A 16,783-nucleotide genomic window follows, 5' to 3' on the forward strand; every position below is an offset into this window, starting at 1 on the left:
GGGTTGCGCGGGGCGCTGTTGGAAACGCCGCTCCCGGGGGCCGGGAGCGGGCAGTGCTTTCCTTAGGTGGTCTGGCCTGGTGTGGTTCGCCAGCGCCTAGCCGAAGCGGCGCCGGGAGATAAAGCCACCGACCAGCAGCATCAGTGCGGCGAGCGCGCCGAGGGCCGCCTGCGGCAATACCGGAACCGGCTCGACCTCGGCGGCGACCAGTACCGGGGCGCTGCTGCAGTCACCCGGGTTGAAGGTCAGGCTGAACGCTGCCGGTTGCGGGCGTGCGGCGATATCGTCGTACTGCGACTGGAAATTGCTGCCAAAGGGCGGGGACGGTGCTACCGAATCGAAGATCTCGATGGTGATGTTCTTGTTCGGCACGATCTCGTTGATGCCAGCGGTGTTGCCCAGAGAAGTGTCGCGAGTGGACGTCTCGCCGGGATCACTCCCGGTCCAGTCGCTCGCCAGGGGTAGCCCATCTTCGTCAGTTGCGAGCATGGTAACAAGGTCATAACTCAGCGGCGCATCAACCGTGTCATTGGTCCACGAGGTCTGGATGTTGTAGGACGAAGTGTTGCAGTCACCAGTGAGCGTTAACGGTGTAAATGTGATGTCGAATGAATTCGCAGCCTGTGTGGATGCGCAGGCCATTCCGAGTGCAACAGCCAGTGCGGCGCGTGAGAAAGTCCCCATGGTGCCTATCCCCTGTGAATTTTTGCTGCAAATAATACAGTCTAGTTTTCTTTTGTAAAGTGGGAACTGCACTGAAACGCAGGCAGCGAACGGTCTGCAAGAGGTTCTGCGGCTGGCCCGCTTTGCCGCTGGCAACAGCCTCCCTGCGTCAAATGACGTAACCCCCTGCGTCGCCTGACGCATGGTGGCACTTACCCACCCCCGCCATTATCCCTTCACCGGTTCTCAGATGACTGGAGCGTGTCGGGCGATTACGCCCGCCGCGGCAACTCAATGATCAGGTGGGGGGTTTACATGAAGAAAACCGTATTCAAGGCGGCAGGCGCGGCGCTGATGACCGCGGCGTCGCTGCCGGCCCTGGCGGGGGCCAAAATCGAGATTGGCGACGAGTCCTGGGTGAGCGTGGGCGCGGGCCTGCGCACCGCTTTCACCGCGGTGGAGGACGGCGCACCCAGCGGCGACGACTGGAGCACCGACTTCGATGTACAGAGCATTCGCCTGTACTTCACCGGGCAGATCACCGACAAGATCGGGATCACCTTCAACACGGAAGAAATATACGGCGACGGCCCAGTGGATACCCTGGACGTGATCGCCCGTTTCGAGTTCAGCAAGGCCTTCAACGTGTGGATGGGCCGTATGCTCACCCCCGCCGACCGCATCGAGATGAACGGCCCGTACTATGGCGTGAGCTGGAACCAGTACACCCAGCCCCTGTATCCCTCCGACCAGGACGGCACCGCAGGCACCTACGGCCGCGACGACGGCCTCACCGTATGGGGCAGCCTGGGCAAGTTCCAGTACGCGGTGGGCGCCTTCGAGGGCGTTGACGGCAAGAGCAACCAGGAGGACAACCTGCTGTACGCCGCGCGCGTCGCTTTCCACCTGCTGGCCATGGAGAACAGCCCGGCCTACTACACCAGCAGCACCTACTTCGGTTCGCTGGGCAACATCCTCACCTTCGCCGCGTCTGCGCAGACCCAGGACGGCGGCACCGGCAGCGAACTCGAGTCCGGTGATTTCACCGGCTTCACCCTGGAAGTGTTCTCCGAGACCGCCTTCGGTGGTGGCGCGGTGCTCAACATCGAGGCCGAGTACAAGGAATTCGAAGCCGACTACTCCATCGGTTCACCGGCCGCCGGCGACTGCTTCTGCCTGTTCGACGGCGAGTCCTGGTTCGGCACCGCCGCCTTCCTGCTGCCCGGCAAGATCGGTCCCGGCCAGTTGCAGCCCTACCTGCGCTATGTCGAGAACTCGCCCTCGGACGGCGACGACTCCGACCTCACCGAGATCGGCCTGAACTACTGGATATCCGGCTACAACGCGCGGGTGAACGTCAACTACGGCAGCGGCGACGCCAACATCAGCGGCTACAAGGGCGCGGATGTGGACGCCTTCTCCGTCGGTGTACAGCTGCAGATCTGATCGCCCAACAGAACAAGAGGAAACGAGATATGAACTGGAAAAAAGTTGCATCCAAGGCGGCGCTCGCCGCCGGTACTGCAGTACTCAGCGCGAGCCTGTACGCCGCGGACACGATCAAGGTGGGTGTGCTGCACTCGCTCTCCGGCACCATGGCGATCAGCGAGACCACGCTGAAAGACACCGTGTTGATGATGGTCGAGGAGCAGAACAAGAAAGGCGGGGTGATGGGCAAGCAGCTGGAGGCGGTGGTCGTCGACCCGGCATCCAACTGGCCGCTGTTCGCCGAGAAGGCGCGCGAGTTGCTCACCCAGGACAAGGTGGATGTCATCTTCGGTTGCTGGACGTCGGTGTCGCGCAAGTCCGTGCTGCCGGTGATCGAGGAACTCAACGGTCTGCTGTTCTACCCGGTGCAGTACGAGGGTGAAGAGTCGTCCAAGAACGTGTTCTACACCGGCGCCGCGCCCAACCAGCAGGCGATTCCCGCGGTGGACTACCTGATGGAGGACTTCGGCGTGAAGCGCTGGGTGCTGGCGGGCACGGACTACGTCTATCCGCGCACCACCAACAAGATCCTCGAAGCCTACCTGAAGTCCAAGGGCGTGGCTGACGAAGACATCATGATCAACTACACGCCCTTCGGCCACTCCGACTGGCAGAGCATCGTCGCCGACATCAAGAAGTTCGGTTCCGAGGGCAAGCAGACCGCGGTGGTGTCCACCATCAACGGTGACGCCAACGTGCCCTTCTACAAGGAACTGGGTAACCAGGGTATCTCCGCCGAGGACATCCCGGTGGTGGCGTTCTCCGTCGGTGAAGAGGAACTGTCCGGTATCGACACCGCGCCGCTGGTCGGCCACCTCGCCGCCTGGAACTATTTCCAGAGCGTGGAGAACGACGCCAACACCGCGTTTATCAAGCAGTGGAAGGCGTTTATCGGTGACGACAAGCGCGTTACCAACGACCCGATGGAAGCCACCTATATCGGCTTCAACATGTGGGTGAAAGCGGTCGAGAAGGCCGGTACCACCGACGTGGATGCCGTCGAGGACGCGATGATCGGCATGACCACGCCGAACCTCACCGGCGGTGTCGCCACCATGGGCAAGAACCACCACCTGTCCAAGCCGGTGCTGATCGGCGAGATCCAGGAAGACGGCCAGTTCCTGGTGGTGTCCGAGACCGAGGACCTGGTGCCGGGCGACGCCTGGTCCGACTTCCTGCCGGGCTCCAAGGACATCATCGCCGACTGGACCAAGCCGGTGGAATGCGGCAACTACAACACGGTCACCAAGACCTGTTCTGGACAGAACTACTGAGGTGATGCTTGGTGTGAGACGTTGAGAGGTCGCAAGACCTCTCCTTTTTTCGTTCTGGAGTTCAACGGAAGTGAAACGCTGGCGCAGCGATAGTTCGACGATATTTTAGCGTTGGCGCAACGATTCCCGGAGAGTGGTGGTGAAAGCGTACTGGTATGGAATAGCGGCGTTGTGCCTGGCCCTGTGGTGGCCGGCCGCCGTGGCACAGGGAGAGACCGCGGCGGATGTCCGCGCGATCGCCGCTGAACTGTCCGGCGCCTCGTTGCCGAAGATGCCGGGCATCCTGGAACGGCTCGAAGCCGCCGGCGGCGAGCAGGTCGTGCCGCTGGCGCGGGCCCTGCTGGAGGGTGACCTCTACGTGCTCGAGGCGTCCGATGCGCTGGTGATCGGTCGTTCCACCGGTGGCGATGGCTTTGCGCTGGAGGATCCGCTCGACGGCACAGCGCTCGGCGAGTACACGAAAGCCGACCTGAAAAAACTGCGCGTGAACAACCGCGTGCGCGTGCAGTTGCGCGGCATGCTCGCGCGCCTGACCCTGCTGGCGAAGGACCCCGCAGTGCGCGAACGGGCCGTGCGCAACATGCTCGAGCGGCCGGATGCCGACAGCGTGCAACTGCTGCGCGACGCCGTGGTCAACGAGTCCAACGCGGGGGTCGCCGAGCTGCAGTGGCTGGTGATCGCCCTGTATGACATCGAGCACAGCGAGGATCCGTCGGTGCGCCTGCAGGCACTGGGCCACCTCGACGGCCGCGTCGAGCCCGAGGTGCGCAACGCGCTGCAGGCCTTGCTGGCCGAGGGCGCGGATACGCCGCCGCAACTGCGCCGCCAGGCGCAGACCATGCTCTCCGCGCTGGAATCGAAGATCGCCTTCTACGAATTCCTGGAAACCCTGTTCTTCGGCCTCAGCCTGGGTTCGGTGCTGTTGCTGATCGCCACCGGGCTGGCCATTACCTTCGGCGTCATGGGAGTGATCAACATGGCGCACGGCGAGTTGATCATGCTCGGCGCCTACACGACCTATGTCGTGCAACTGCTGATGCCCGACCATATCGGGCTGTCGATCCTGGTGGCCATTCCGGCCGCGTTTATCGTCTCCGCGCTGGTGGGCGTGCTCATCGAGCGCGGTGTGATCCGCTTCCTCCACGGCCGGCCGCTGGAGACCCTGCTGGCGACCTTCGGCATCAGCCTGGTGCTGCAGCAGGCGGTGCGGACGATCTTCTCGCCGCTCAACCGGCAGGTTTCCACCCCGGACTGGATGTCCGGTTCGCTGGAGTTCAACGCGGTGTTCTCCCTCACCTACAACCGGCTCTACGTGCTGCTGTTCGCCATCGCTGTTTTCGTCGTGCTGCAGCTGATCCTGAAGAAAACACCGCTGGGCCTGCAGGTGCGCGCGGTATCGCAAAACCGCAGCATGGCGCGCTCGCTGGGCATCCGCACCGAGTGGGTGGATGCGATGACCTTCGGCCTGGGCTCGGGCATTGCGGGCCTCGCGGGCGTGGCGCTCAGCCAGCTGACCAACGTCGGCCCCAACCTCGGCCAGGCCTACATCATCGACTCCTTCATGGTGGTGGTGTTCGGCGGTGTGGGTAACTTGTGGGGCACCCTGGTGGGCGGCTTCACCCTGGGCGTCGCCAACAAGTTCCTGGAACCGGCCACCGGCGCGGTGCTGGCGAAAATCCTGGTGCTGGTGTTCATCATCCTGTTTATCCAGAAATGGCCGCGCGGGCTGTTTCCGCAAAAGGGGAGGGCCGCGGAATGAGCAATCTTTACGGCCAGTTTTCAGCCCTCCACCAGCTGCGGGAAAAAGCGCCGGTATTCGTCGCCGTGCTGTTCGCGATCACTGCCTGGGCCTCCGCCTGCAACCTGCTGCTGCCGGAGGACTCGTTCTTCCACGTCAGCACCTTCACCATCACCCTGCTCGGCAAGTACCTGTGTTATGCGCTGCTGGCGATGGCGGTGGACGTGGTCTGGGGCTATTGCGGCATCCTCAGCCTCGGCCACGGCGCCTTCTTCGCCCTCGGCGGTTACGCCATGGGTATGTACCTGATGCGCCAGATCGGCGATCGCGGTGTCTATGGCAATCCGTTGCTGCCCGACTTCATGGTGTTCCTCAACTGGGAGGCGCTGCCGTGGTACTGGCAGGGTTTCGACCAGTTCTGGTTCGCCATGCTGATGGTCCTGCTGGTGCCCGGCCTGCTGGCCTTCGCCTTTGGCTGGCTGGCTTTCCGCTCGCGGGTGGCGGGGGTCTACCTGTCCATCATCACCCAGGCTTTGACCTACGCCCTGATGCTCGCCTTCTTCCGCAACGAGATGGGTTTCGGCGGCAACAACGGCCTCACGGACTTCAAGGATATCCTCGGCTTTGACCTGCAGGCCGACGGCACCCGGGTCGCCCTGTTCGTCGCCACGGCGCTGGTGCTGGCGGCGGCCTACTGTGCCAGCCAGCTGATCCTCGGGTCCAAGTTTGGCCGCGTCATCCTCGCGGTGCGTGACGCCGAGGCGCGGGCGCGCTTCGTCGGCTATCGCACCGAAACCTACAAGGTGTGGCTGTTCGTCTACTCGGCGGTGCTGGCGGGTATCGCCGGCGCGCTGTACGTGCCGCAGGTGGGCATCATCAACCCGGGCGAGTTCTCGCCGCTCAACTCCATCGAGATCGTGGTCTGGGTGGCGGTCGGCGGCCGCGGCACGCTGTACGGTGCCGTGGTCGGCGCACTGCTGGTGAACTATGCCAAGACGCGCTTCACCGGCATCATGCCCGAGGCCTGGCTGTTTGCCCTCGGCGCACTGTTCGTCGCCGTCACCCTGTTCCTGCCCCGCGGTCTCACCGGCCTGGTGATGGAGCGCCTGCCCCGTCGTGAAAAACTGAAGGAGGTCGCCGCATGAGCGTGCGCGGTGCATTCGGCGAACTGGCCAATCGCGATCAACTGTGGCCCTTCCTCATGCCTGCGCGCGGTGCACGGGTGGATGTTTCCAAGCAGGTGCTGCTGTATATCGAGGACCTCTCTGTGTCTTTCGATGGCTTCAAGGCGATCAACAACCTGAACCTGTACATCAATGACGGCGAACTGCGCTGCCTGATCGGCGCCAACGGCGCGGGCAAGACCACGCTCATGGACATCATCACCGGCAAGACCCACCCGGACACCGGCGCGGTGTACTTCGGCCAGAACATCGACCTGCTCGGCCGCAGCGAGGCCGAGATCGCGGAACTGGGTATCGGGCGCAAGTTCCAGAAGCCCACGGTGTTCGAGGCACAGACGGTGTACGCCAACCTGGAACTCTCCATGCGCGCGGAGAAGGGGATCATGGCATCCCTCGGTTCGCGCCTGACCGGCGAGAAACGCGACCGTATCGACCAGGTGCTGGCGACGATCGGCCTGTCCGACGAGCGCGCGCTGGCGGCGGGCGCCCTGTCCCACGGCCAGAAGCAGTGGCTGGAGATCGGCATGCTGCTGATCGCCGACCCGCGGCTGCTGCTGGTGGACGAGCCGGTGGCCGGCATGACCGCGCAGGAGACCGAGCGCACCGCCGAGCTGCTCACCTCGCTGGCCGGCGAGCGCACGGTGGTGGTGGTGGAACACGACATGGAGTTCGTACGCAGCATCGCGCGTACGGTGACCGTGCTGCACCAGGGCTCGGTCCTTGCCGAAGGCACCATGGAGCAGGTGCAGAACGACCCCAAAGTGATCGAGGTTTACCTGGGAGACGAGCATTGATCAGCCTGCAGAAAGTGAACCAGCTCTACGGGGGTACGCAGATTCTCTGGGACCTCGACCTCGAGATCGCCCGCGGCTCCGTGACCTGCATCATGGGCCGTAACGGCGTGGGCAAGACCACGCTGCTCAAGTGCCTGATGGGCCTGCTGTCCATCGCCTCTGGCTCCCTCACCATCAACGGCGAGGATTTCAGCCGCCGCAGCGCGGAGTCGCGGCCGCGCGCCGGTATCGGCTACGTGCCCCAGGGCCGGGATATTTTCCCGCTGCTCACGGTGGAGGAGAACCTGCGCACGGCCCTGGCCGCTGGCCGCAGCCCCGGCGGGGTGATCCCGGAAAAGATCTACGACCTGTTCCCGGTGCTCAAGGACATGCTGCAGCGGCGCGGCGGCGACCTCTCTGGCGGGCAGCAACAGCAGCTGGCCATCGGCCGGGCGCTGGTGCTGCAGCCGGAAGTGCTGATCCTGGACGAGCCCAACGAGGGCATCCAGCCCAACATCGTCAAGCAGATCGGCGATGTCATCACCCAGCTCAACCAGGAAGAGGGCATGACCGTGGTGCTGGTGGAGCAGAAGCTCGGCTTCGCGCGCCGCGTGGGCCGGGAATTCCGGCTCATGGAAAAGGGGCGGGTGGTCGCCTCGGGACCGATGACCGACCTGTCCGATGACCTTATCGCCAGACACCTTGCGGTCTGATGCGGCCACAGACTCAACAGCAACGGAGTATCGCCATGCGCACAACAACCGTCCTCGGCTCCTTCCTCCTTACCGCCAGCGCCCAGGTATTCGCGCACAGCGGCGACCACGGCGGCTCCGCCGTCGCTTCGCTGGCTCACCTGTGGACGCACCCCGATCACTGGCTGGTCGGCCTCGGTGTGCTCGCGGTGGTGGCGGTCGCTGTGCTCAGCCTGCAGCGCGTTTGCCGTCCGGTGTCCCGGGGCAAGCGCGAGCAGTGACCAGCCTGGTCGCACCAGCGGCGGTTGCCGCCGGCACCTGGCCGGCGAGCCTCGAGCTGCGGCTTGCAGCGCGCGAGGGCGCCACGCGCCTGGTGCGCTGCCGCCACCGCGGCCCACTCTACGTGCAGCGGGCGTTTTACCCCGAGGGCGAGGAGCACGCCCACCTGTACCTGCTGCACCCGCCCGGCGGGGTGGTGTCCGGCGATGCCCTGTCGGTCAGCGTGCACTGCGAGCACGGCACCGGCGCACTGCTGACCACCCCCGGCGCAGGCCGCGTGTATCGCGCCCGCGACACGCTGCCGGAGCAGCGCCAGCACACCCGCCTGCAGGTGGCCAGCGGGGCCGCGCTGGAGTGGTTCCCGCTGGAGACCATTGTCTACGACGGCGCCTGCGTGGACCTGCTCACCGAGGTGGAACTGGAGGAGGGTGCCCGCTTCATCGCCTGGGATGTCGCCTGCCTGGGCTTGCCCGGTTCCGCCGCCCCGTTCACGCACGGCAGTTTCTGCCAGCGCTATCGCGTAGTGCGCGACGGCATCCCGCTGTTCGTGGACGCGTTGCAGATCGACGAGAGCAACCGCCGGGAACTGCTGGACGGCCCCGCCGCCCTGCGCGGCAACCCGGTATGCGGCCTGTTTCTCGCCGGACCCTTCGCAGCGCCGGCAGAGGATTCCCTGTGGGATGAACTGCGCGCGCTGGCCGAGCCCGGGCAGGCGGCGATCTCCCGCGTCGGCGATCTCGCCGTGGGCCGCTACCTCGGCGCCAGTGCAGAGCGCGCGCGGCGACAATTTTCCGCCTGGTGGCAGCGCCTGCGGCCGCTGCTGCTGGGCCGCGAGGCGTGCGCGCCGCGCATCTGGCTGACCTGACTGAGGAGCGAGCATGGAACTGTTACCCCGCGAAAAGGACAAGCTGCTGGTGGTGACCGCGGCGCTGCTGGCCGAGCGCAGGCTGGCCCGTGGGTTGAAGCTGAACTACCCGGAGGCGGTGGCCCTGCTCACCCTGGAGATCATGGAGGGCGCCCGCGATGGCCGCAGCGTGGCCGAGCTGATGAGCTACGGCCGCGAGATCCTCGGCGCCGACCAGGTCATGCCCGGCGTCGCCGAGCTGATCCACGAGGTCCAGGTCGAGGCCACCTTCCCCGACGGGACCAAGCTGGTCACCGTCCACAGTCCCATCCAGTGAACAGCGAGGAGCGCGTGTGAAACCCGGAGAACTGTTCCCCGCCGAGGGGGAGATCGAACTCAATGCGGGCCGGCCGACGCTGGTGGTGTCCGTGACCAACAGTGGCGACCGCCCGGTGCAGGTCGGCTCCCACTACCACTTTTACGAGGTCAACCCGGCGCTGCTGTTCGACCGCGCCGCCACTCGCGGTTATCGCCTGAACATCGCCTCCGGCACCGCCGTTCGCTTCGAGCCGGGGCAGGACCGCGAGGTGGAACTGGTGGCCTACGCCGGCGCCCGGCGGGTGTACGGCTTCCGCGGCGAGGTGATGGGCGAACTGGACGCGAAGGCGTCCGGCTGAACCGGCAACAGGAGAGACTCCGCATGAGCAGGATCGACAGAAGGGCCTACGCGGCGATGTTCGGCCCGACCACCGGCGACCGTGTGCGCCTGGGTGATACCGCGCTGGTCATCGAAGTGGAGAAGGATTACACCGTCTATGGCGACGAGGTGAAGTTCGGCGGCGGCAAGGTGATCCGCGACGGCATGGGCCAGGGGCAGTTGCCCGCGGCGGAAGTGGCCGACACCGTGATTACCAACGCGCTGATCCTCGACCACTGGGGCATCGTCAAGGCAGATGTGGGTATCAAGCACGGCCGCATCAGCGGTATCGGCAAGGCCGGCAACGCGGATATCCAGGATGCGGTCACCATCCACATCGGGCCCGGCACCGAGGTGATTGCCGGCGAGGGACAGATTCTCACCGCCGGTGGTATCGACGCCCACATTCATTTCATCTGCCCGCAGCAGGTGGAAGAGGCGCTGATGTCCGGCGTCACCACCATGATCGGCGGTGGCACCGGGCCGGCCACCGGCACCAACGCCACCACCTGTACCCCCGGCCCGTGGAACATCGCGAAGATGCTGCAGGCGACCGACGACCTGCCGATGAATTTCGGCTTTCTCGGCAAGGGCAACGCCAGCCTGCCGGTGCCGCTGGAGGAGCAACTGGCAGCGGGCGCCTGCGGCCTCAAGCTGCACGAGGACTGGGGTACCACGCCGGCGGCGATCGACAACTGCCTGGCGGTCGCCGAAGCCTACGACGTGCAGGTGGCGATCCACACGGATACCCTGAACGAGTCGGGGTTCGTCGACGATACCCTGGCTGCCTTTCGCGGTCGCGCCATCCACACCTACCACACGGAGGGGGCGGGCGGCGGCCACGCGCCGGATATCATCCGCGCCTGCGCAGAGTCCAACGTGCTGCCGTCCTCGACCAACCCGACGCGCCCCTACACGCGCAACACGGTGGACGAGCACCTCGACATGCTCATGGTCTGCCACCACCTGGATCCGTCCATTCCCGAGGATGTCGCCTTCGCCGACTCGCGCATCCGCAAGGAAACCATCGCCGCCGAGGACATCTTCCACGACCTCGGCGCCTTCAGCATGATCGCCTCGGACTCCCAGGCCATGGGCCGGGTCGGCGAGGTGGTCACCCGCACCTGGCAGACTGCGCACAAGATGAAACTGCAGCGCGGTCCGCTGGCCGGCGACAACGAGCGCATGGACAACTTCCGCGCGCGCCGCTACATCGCCAAGTACACCATCAACCCGGCCATCACCCACGGCATCGACGGCGAAGTCGGTTCGGTGGAAGTCGGCAAGCTGGCCGACCTGGTGTTGTGGAAACCCGCGTTCTTCGGCGCCAAGCCGGCCATGATCATCAAGGGCGGGTTTATTGCCGCGGCGCCGATGGGCGACCCCAACGCCTCGATCCCCACGCCGCAGCCGGTGCACTACCGGCCGATGTTCGGTGCGCTTCCCGGCGCGGCGCGGCGCACCGCTGTCACCTTTGTCGCCGGCGCTGCGGTGGAGGCGGGTGTGGCCAGCCGGCTCGGGCTGGGGCGCACCCTGATCGCCTGTCGCAACACCCGTGCCATCCGCAAGTCCGACATGATTCACAACAGCTGGCAACCGGTGGTCACCGTCGACCCGCAGACCTACGAGGTGCGCGCCGACGGCGAGTTGCTGATCTGCGAGCCCGCCGACGTGCTGCCGCTGGCGCAACTGTATAACCTGTTCTGAGGGGGCAACGAGCGTGTTCGAAGTCTACGAGCGATTGGCCGCGGCGCCCTGTGAGGCGGTGCACGACACCCTGTTGCTGGATCACCTGCAACGCGAGCGCGGCCGCTTCCGGGCGGTGTCCGCCAGCGGCGCCGAGGTACGTGTGTTCCTGGAGCGCGGCCAGACCCTGCGCGTCGGCGAACTGCTACGCACCCGCTGCGGCAAGTGCCTGGTAGTCACCGGCGCCGAGGAGGACGTCATGCGGGCTGCGACGGATGACTGGTCCCTGTTCGCCCGAGCCTGTTACCACCTCGGCAACCGCCACACCAAGGTCCAGGTCGGCAAGCGCTGGCTGCGCATCAGCCACGACCATGTGCTGGGCGAAATGCTTGTCGAACTCGGCCTGCAGGTGGTGGAGGAGCGCGCGGTGTTCGTGCCGGAGTCCGGCGCTTACGCCGGCCGGGGGCACGGCCATAGCCATCACCATAGCCATGATCATAGCCATGAGCATGCGCAGGACGAGCAGCGCGAGAGCCATGGCCACCACCCTCACTGATACTGCCCTGCTGCGCCTGCTGCAGCTGACCAGCCCGGCGCTGCCGGTGGGCGGCTACGCCTTTTCCCAGGGCCTGGAGATGGCGGTGGAGTGTGGCTGGGTTACCGATGCCGCACAGACGCGGCAGTGGCTGGAACAGCAGTTGCGCTGTTCCCTCGCGCGGGTGGACGTGCCGCTGTTGTTGCGACTGCACCGGGCGGCGCGTGAGGGCGACCTGGTCCAGTTGCGCTATTTCAACGCCTACCTGCTGGCCTGCCGGGAGAGCGCCGAACTGCGGCGGACGGAGACCGCCATGGGCGAAGCCCTGTGCCGTCTCATGCCCGAGCTGGGACTGGCGCTGCCGGCAGTGGGCGAGCCGCTCGGCTTCACCACGGCCTTTGGCTGGGTCGCCGCGCACTGGGGCATCGACGAGGACACGGCGGCGCACGGCTACCTGTGGTCCTGGCTGGAGAACCAGGTGGCGGCAGCGACCAAGCTGGTGCCCCTGGGGCAAAGTGCAGCGCAGCGCCTGCTGGGCGAGTTGCTCCCGGTCCTGGTGGCGGCGCGCAGTGTTGGCGCGCGCCTGCCGGAGGCCGAGATCGGTGCCTCGCTGCCGGCGCTGGCGCTGGCCAGCAGCTGGCACGAAAACCAGTACACACGTTTGTTCCGGTCCTGACGGAGGAAGAGCATGAACATGAAACAAACCCTGCGCGTGGGCGTTGGCGGCCCGGTCGGTTCGGGCAAGACGGCCCTGCTGCGCGCCCTGTGCGCAGCACTGCGCGAGACCTACAACATCGCCGTGGTCACTAACGATATCTACACCCGTGAGGACGCCAATTTCCTCACCCGGCACGAGGCGCTGCCGGCGGACCGCATTTTGGGTGTCGAGACCGGCGGCTGCCCGCACACTGCGATTCGCGAGGACGCCTCGATGAACCTCGCCGCCATCGACGAGCTGCAGCGCCGCCACCCGGGGCTGGACGTGGTGTTTGTCGAAAGTGGCGGCGACAACCTCTCCGCCACTTTCAGTCCCGAGTTGTCCGACCTGACGCTGTACGTGATCGACGTCTCCGCGGGCGACAAGATTCCGCGCAAGGGCGGCCCCGGCATTACCCGCTCCGACCTGTTGATCATCAATAAGACCGATCTCGCCCCGCTGGTGGGCGCCTCGCTCGAGGTGATGGACCGCGATGCCCGCACCATGCGCAAGGAGAGGCCCTTCGTGTTCTCCAACCTGAAGTCCGGCGAGGGGCTGGAATCGATCATCGATTTCATCGTCAGCGAGGGCATGCTGCCGGAGCGCGAAATCGCCGCGCTGGGCTGAGTTGCGAAACGCGCCTGGCCCGCGGCGCGGCCTGCCGCCCGGTACGGAAGGTGGAAATGAGCGCCTTTTCACAAAAGTACAATGTGGTGTAGGGGCAGGGGCTGGCTATGGTTTACACTCGGCGCTGGTAAGGCCACGAGGAGTTCGAGCCGAACATGGGCTGGTCTCCCGCAGACATTTCACTACTCGCCGTCGAGGTGCTGGCAGCGCTGGCACTGCTCGTGCTCTGGCTGGGCGACCGCCAGCGCTCGTACACCCTGTGGTGGGCGATCTCGCACCTGACGCTGCCGGTGCCGGCACTGCTTATTGCCCTCGCCAGCGGCCAGGACAATCCGTCCCTGCCGGTGGCCTTCGCCCTCTGCGTGGTACTGGCGACGCAGTCGGCGAGCCTTATGGCAGGTGTGATCAGCTACCGTACCGGGCGTTTCCGGCTGCGTCCCCATCATGTCTTGCTGGCCATTGCCGGGCTTTCGGCCTTCTTCTTCTCGGCCTACCTGTTTGCCGGCAACATCGGCGCCAGGCTGGTGATGGTCGGGGCCATGGCGCTGGCGTTGATGGCCTCCGCCGCCCTGATGTGGTCACTGGGGCCGTTCGAGCGCATTGCGGCGGGATGTTTCGCCCTGCGCGGTTCGCTGGAAATCGGCCTACTGGCCATGACCGTGCTGGGCCAGCACCATTCCACCTGGTTCACCCACTTCCTCGGCTTCAACGGCCTCATTGCCATTTCCACGATTCTGGCGCTGCTGATCGCCGCCTACCAGCGTTCCCTGCAGCGCCTGCGCGCCCAGTACCGATTCCTGGAGCTGTCGCAGGAGATGGCCGGGCAACTCCAGGGGCTCTCCGATGAGAGCAGCCTCGCCGAGCGCGCCCTGAATGTAATTGTCACCCGGCTCGACTGGCAGCACGGCCTGTTCTTCCGCCCTGTCGATGCCTCGATGAGCGAGTTGGTTCCCCTCGCACAGCTGGGCCATTCCATGCAGCGCCAGGCGCGTATCGGCCATCCCATGCGCCCCCCGCAGGACGGCCTGATCAGTCTCGCGCTGCACTCGCGCAAGGTCTGCCACAGCGCGGCATTGCGCGATGACCCGCGCGCCTCGCCGAGCTACAAGACCCACCCACTGGTGGAGATCAACCCGAGCATGGTGGTGATTCCGGTCACCCATGACGACCAGGTGCTGGGCGTGATCCTGCTGCGTGACAACCGCTACCGGGAACTGCCCGCGGAGGAATTGCGCACCCTGGAGAGCCTCGGCCAGGTCATTGGCGTCAACGTCGCCAACGCGCGCAACCTCAACGAACTGGCGCACCGGGCCAACCACGATACGCTGACCGGGCTGGGCAACCGCGCCGCCCTGCACGACTACCTGGGCGCAGGCACCCACCTCAGCTGCGCCGTGATGCTGTTCGACCTCGACCGCTTCAAGCAGGTTAACGACGCCCTCGGGCACGCGGTGGGGGACAAACTGCTGCGCGCCATGGCCGACCGCCTCGGCAACTACCTGGTCAGTTTCCCGGCCCGGTTGTTCCGCCTCGGCGGGGACGAGTTCGTGATCATCCACGCCCTGGAGAAGGAGGCAAGCCAGGAGGATGCATTGCAGCTCGCGCGTGACTTGGCGGAGGTGATCTCGCAACCGATCGAGGTCGGGGAACTGAGCCTGCGCATGTCCGCCTCCATCGGTGTCGCGCTGGCGCCGGCGCATGGCGACAACAGCCACGAGCTGCTGCGCTGCGCCGACGTGGCGATGTACTACGCCAAGCAGCGCGGCACCGGGGTCGCGCTCTACCGGCGCGACATCGACGCCTACAAGCTCGAGGACCTCACCCTGCTGGCGGCAGTCAGTGAGGGGCTCGAACAGGACCAGTTCGTGCTCTTTTACCAGCCGATCATCGCCATCGACAGCGGCGACATCGTCGCCTGCGAGGCGCTGATCCGCTGGTACCATCCGGTGCGCGGGCTGATCGAGGCCAAGGACTTCCTGCCGCTGATCGAGACCACCGACCTTATTCGCGAGCTGACCCACCGCGTGGTGGAAACGGCCATGGCCGACATGCAGCGGCTGCGTGCCCGCGGTATCGATTTCCGCGTCTCGCTGAATCTCTCCGCGCGCAATATTCTCGACCCGGCATTGCCGGCGTTCGTGGCGGAGACCGCGCAGCGCTTTGGTATCGATCCGTCCACGGTGCAGCTGGAAATCACCGAGACCATTCTCATCAAGGACCCGAGCTCCGCCGGCAAGGTGCTCTCTGCCCTCGCCGAGGCCGGCTTCACCCTCGCCCTCGACGATTTCGGTACCGGGTATTCGTCGATGGCTTACCTGGCGCGCTTCCCCATTCACATGCTGAAGATCGACCGCTCCTTCGTGCACGCGATGCTGCACCACGCGCAGAGCCGCGCCATCGTCGAGACCACCATCGCCCTGGCCCGCGGCCTGGGCCTGGAAGTCACTGCAGAGGGTGTTGAGCACGACGGGGAGGCGGATCTGCTGCGCAACCTCGGCTGTGATTACGCCCAGGGCTACCTGATTGGCCGGCCGATGCCGGAGTCGGAGTTGCTCTCGCGCTGGTGGCCGCAGGATCGCGCCAGCACCCGCTAGGGTTCACCGTCCTCGCAGCGCGCCGGCCTCCCTGGTCAGCGCACCGCGCATTCCCCGAGGTCCGCCAGACTGCGTTCAGCCTTCGTCCAGCAGGTAGCGCAAGGCGATGGCCGCGGCGGAAGTGCGGTTGTCGACCTCGAGCTTGCGAAAAATCTGCTCGAGGTGCTTGTTCACCGTGCGCGGGCTGGTATCGAGAATCTGCCCGATCTCCCGGTTGGTCTTGCCGTTGCCGATCCAGAACAGCACCTCGGACTCTCGCTCGGTGACCGGCAGGTGCAGGCGCAGACGCTCTGCACCGGAGGGGGCGCGACCGTCAATCAGCTTGAGCATGATCTCGCCGCTGCCGGATCGCCGCACCATCTTGACCTGCAGGGGATACTCCGGCGTCTCCAGCGGCAGGCCGTGTCCATCCTGGGGGTCGAAGCCCAGCCAGCGGCGCAGTTGCGCGGAGAACTCGTCACGCAGCCAGGCGTCGTCCAGGCCGGCGCGCCGGAACAGGTCGTGGGTCTGCGGTGTGGCCCAGAGCAGGGCGCCGTCGCCGTTGATGCTGAACAGGTGCTGGCCGGTGGAGTCCAGCGCCAGTTGCGCGCTGTGCTTGAGCTTGGCGTTGGCCAGGTGGACGCGCATGCGCGCCACCAGTTCGTCGATGCTCACCGGTTTGGTCAGGTAGTCGACGCCGCCGGCCTCCAGGCCGCGCACGATGCTTTCGGTGTCCGCCAGCCCGGTCATGAAGATCACCGGAATTTCGGCCAGCGAGGGGTCGAGCTTGAGCTGGCGGCAGGTGTCGAACCCGTCCATGGCGGGCATGATCGCATCGAGCAGGATGATGTCGGGCCGGATCTTGCCCGCGATCGCCAGTGCCTGGCGGCCCTCCAGCGCGATCAGCACGGTGTAGCCCTGTTGCTCCAGGGCGTCGTTCAGCATACTGAGGCTGTCCGGGGAATCGTCCACGACCAGTACCACGCCCTGCGATTGCTCCACTGTGCTTTCCCTCTCATCCACCATCGCCAGC

17 protein-coding genes are annotated in these 16,783 nt (G+C 65.8%); 15 read left to right on the forward strand and 2 right to left on the reverse strand.

Going from position 1 to position 16,783, the window contains the following annotated elements; genetic code table 11:
* Positions 1-96: 96 nt before the first annotated feature.
* The gene (locus E4634_RS06335) at positions 97-489 is read right to left on the reverse strand and encodes a hypothetical protein (protein WP_135441931.1); all 393 of its coding nucleotides are present in this window, start codon (positions 487-489) and stop codon (positions 97-99) included.
* Between the two features lie 489 nt (positions 490-978).
* On the opposite strand from E4634_RS06335, the gene E4634_RS06340 reads away from it, so the two are divergent.
* The 15 genes from E4634_RS06340 to E4634_RS06410 all read left to right on the forward strand — a co-directional run bounded on the left by E4634_RS06340 (position 979) and on the right by E4634_RS06410 (position 15,771).
* Complete coding sequence (locus E4634_RS06340; RefSeq protein ID WP_135441933.1) at positions 979-2,109, forward strand: porin family protein; 1,131 nt, start codon at positions 979-981, stop codon at positions 2,107-2,109.
* Between the two features lie 29 nt (positions 2,110-2,138).
* On the forward strand, positions 2,139-3,425 hold the full coding sequence (gene urtA, locus E4634_RS06345) for an urea ABC transporter substrate-binding protein (protein ID WP_135441935.1): 1,287 nt from the start codon (positions 2,139-2,141) through the stop codon (positions 3,423-3,425).
* Between the two features lie 139 nt (positions 3,426-3,564).
* A complete protein-coding gene (gene urtB, locus E4634_RS06350; protein WP_240725107.1) occupies positions 3,565-5,184 on the forward strand; it encodes an urea ABC transporter permease subunit UrtB in 1,620 nt (539 codons plus the stop codon).
* Positions 5,181-6,308 carry an urea ABC transporter permease subunit UrtC gene (gene urtC, locus E4634_RS06355; RefSeq protein ID WP_135441937.1) on the forward strand — a complete coding sequence of 376 codons (1,128 nt, stop codon included), beginning with the start codon at positions 5,181-5,183 and terminating at the stop codon, positions 6,306-6,308. Before urtB ends, urtC begins: the two co-directional genes overlap by 4 nt.
* A 56-nt stretch (positions 6,309-6,364) precedes the next feature.
* A complete protein-coding gene (gene urtD / locus E4634_RS06360; RefSeq protein WP_206046818.1) occupies positions 6,365-7,141 on the forward strand; it encodes an urea ABC transporter ATP-binding protein UrtD in 777 nt (258 codons plus the stop codon).
* A complete protein-coding gene (gene urtE / locus E4634_RS06365) occupies positions 7,138-7,833 on the forward strand; it encodes an urea ABC transporter ATP-binding subunit UrtE (RefSeq protein WP_135441941.1) in 696 nt (231 codons plus the stop codon). Before urtD ends, urtE begins: the two co-directional genes overlap by 4 nt.
* Positions 7,834-7,868: 35 nt before the next feature.
* Positions 7,869-8,093: a hypothetical protein gene (locus E4634_RS06370; RefSeq protein ID WP_135441943.1), complete on the forward strand. Its 225-nt coding sequence runs from the start codon at positions 7,869-7,871 to the stop codon at positions 8,091-8,093.
* The gene (locus E4634_RS06375) at positions 8,090-8,956 is read left to right on the forward strand and encodes an urease accessory protein UreD (protein ID WP_206046814.1); all 867 of its coding nucleotides are present in this window, start codon (positions 8,090-8,092) and stop codon (positions 8,954-8,956) included. Before E4634_RS06370 ends, E4634_RS06375 begins: the two co-directional genes overlap by 4 nt.
* 13 nt (positions 8,957-8,969) lie before the next feature.
* Positions 8,970-9,272 carry an urease subunit gamma gene (locus tag E4634_RS06380; protein ID WP_135441945.1) on the forward strand — a complete coding sequence of 101 codons (303 nt, stop codon included), beginning with the start codon at positions 8,970-8,972 and terminating at the stop codon, positions 9,270-9,272.
* A 16-nt stretch (positions 9,273-9,288) separates the two neighbouring features.
* Positions 9,289-9,612, forward strand: a complete 324-nt coding sequence (locus E4634_RS06385) for an urease subunit beta (RefSeq protein WP_135441947.1) — start codon at positions 9,289-9,291, stop codon at positions 9,610-9,612.
* Between the two features lie 23 nt (positions 9,613-9,635).
* Positions 9,636-11,339 carry an urease subunit alpha gene (ureC, locus tag E4634_RS06390; RefSeq protein WP_135441948.1) on the forward strand — a complete coding sequence of 568 codons (1,704 nt, stop codon included), beginning with the start codon at positions 9,636-9,638 and terminating at the stop codon, positions 11,337-11,339.
* 13 nt (positions 11,340-11,352) lie between these two features.
* Positions 11,353-11,874 (forward strand): urease accessory protein UreE, encoded by a 522-nt coding sequence (ureE, locus tag E4634_RS06395; RefSeq protein WP_135441949.1) that lies wholly within the window; start codon positions 11,353-11,355, stop codon positions 11,872-11,874.
* On the forward strand, positions 11,855-12,529 hold the full coding sequence (locus E4634_RS06400) for an urease accessory protein UreF (RefSeq protein WP_135441950.1): 675 nt from the start codon (positions 11,855-11,857) through the stop codon (positions 12,527-12,529). The genes ureE and E4634_RS06400 overlap by 20 nt, the downstream gene beginning before the upstream one ends.
* 12 nt (positions 12,530-12,541) lie before the next feature.
* Positions 12,542-13,177, forward strand: a complete 636-nt coding sequence (gene ureG, locus E4634_RS06405; RefSeq protein WP_135441951.1) for an urease accessory protein UreG — start codon at positions 12,542-12,544, stop codon at positions 13,175-13,177.
* 155 nt (positions 13,178-13,332) lie between these two features.
* Complete coding sequence (locus E4634_RS06410) at positions 13,333-15,771, forward strand: putative bifunctional diguanylate cyclase/phosphodiesterase (protein WP_135441952.1); 2,439 nt, start codon at positions 13,333-13,335, stop codon at positions 15,769-15,771.
* Positions 15,772-15,846: 75 nt separating this feature from the next.
* Here E4634_RS06410 and E4634_RS06415 read toward each other — a convergent pair whose 3' ends face one another.
* The gene (locus tag E4634_RS06415) at positions 15,847-16,776 is read right to left on the reverse strand and encodes a response regulator transcription factor (RefSeq protein ID WP_135442142.1); all 930 of its coding nucleotides are present in this window, start codon (positions 16,774-16,776) and stop codon (positions 15,847-15,849) included.
* Positions 16,777-16,783 lie beyond the last annotated feature (7 nt).

This window comes from Mangrovimicrobium sediminis (assembly GCF_004745945.1).
GTDB lineage: Bacteria > Pseudomonadota > Gammaproteobacteria > Pseudomonadales > Halieaceae > Mangrovimicrobium > Mangrovimicrobium sediminis.

What these genes read in the sequence shown, in the direction of transcription:
- E4634_RS06400 (WP_135441950.1), top strand. Translation starts at nt 11,855, where the DNA reads ATGGCCACCACCCTCACTGATACTGCCCTGCTGCGCCTGCTGCAGCTG.
- E4634_RS06370 (WP_135441943.1), top strand. Translation starts at nt 7,869, where the DNA reads ATGCGCACAACAACCGTCCTCGGCTCCTTCCTCCTTACCGCCAGCGCC.
- ureC (WP_135441948.1), top strand. Translation starts at nt 9,636, where the DNA reads ATGAGCAGGATCGACAGAAGGGCCTACGCGGCGATGTTCGGCCCGACC.
- E4634_RS06380 (WP_135441945.1), top strand. Translation starts at nt 8,970, where the DNA reads ATGGAACTGTTACCCCGCGAAAAGGACAAGCTGCTGGTGGTGACCGCG.
- E4634_RS06340 (WP_135441933.1), top strand. Translation starts at nt 979, where the DNA reads ATGAAGAAAACCGTATTCAAGGCGGCAGGCGCGGCGCTGATGACCGCG.
- urtC (WP_135441937.1), top strand. Translation starts at nt 5,181, where the DNA reads ATGAGCAATCTTTACGGCCAGTTTTCAGCCCTCCACCAGCTGCGGGAA.
- E4634_RS06410 (WP_135441952.1), top strand. Translation starts at nt 13,333, where the DNA reads ATGGGCTGGTCTCCCGCAGACATTTCACTACTCGCCGTCGAGGTGCTG.
- urtD (WP_206046818.1), top strand. Translation starts at nt 6,365, where the DNA reads ATGCCTGCGCGCGGTGCACGGGTGGATGTTTCCAAGCAGGTGCTGCTG.
- urtA (WP_135441935.1), top strand. Translation starts at nt 2,139, where the DNA reads ATGAACTGGAAAAAAGTTGCATCCAAGGCGGCGCTCGCCGCCGGTACT.
- ureG (WP_135441951.1), top strand. Translation starts at nt 12,542, where the DNA reads ATGAACATGAAACAAACCCTGCGCGTGGGCGTTGGCGGCCCGGTCGGT.
- E4634_RS06415 (WP_135442142.1), bottom strand. Translation starts at nt 16,776, where the DNA reads ATGGTGGATGAGAGGGAAAGCACAGTGGAGCAATCGCAGGGCGTGGTA.
- E4634_RS06335 (WP_135441931.1), bottom strand. Translation starts at nt 489, where the DNA reads ATGCTCGCAACTGACGAAGATGGGCTACCCCTGGCGAGCGACTGGACC.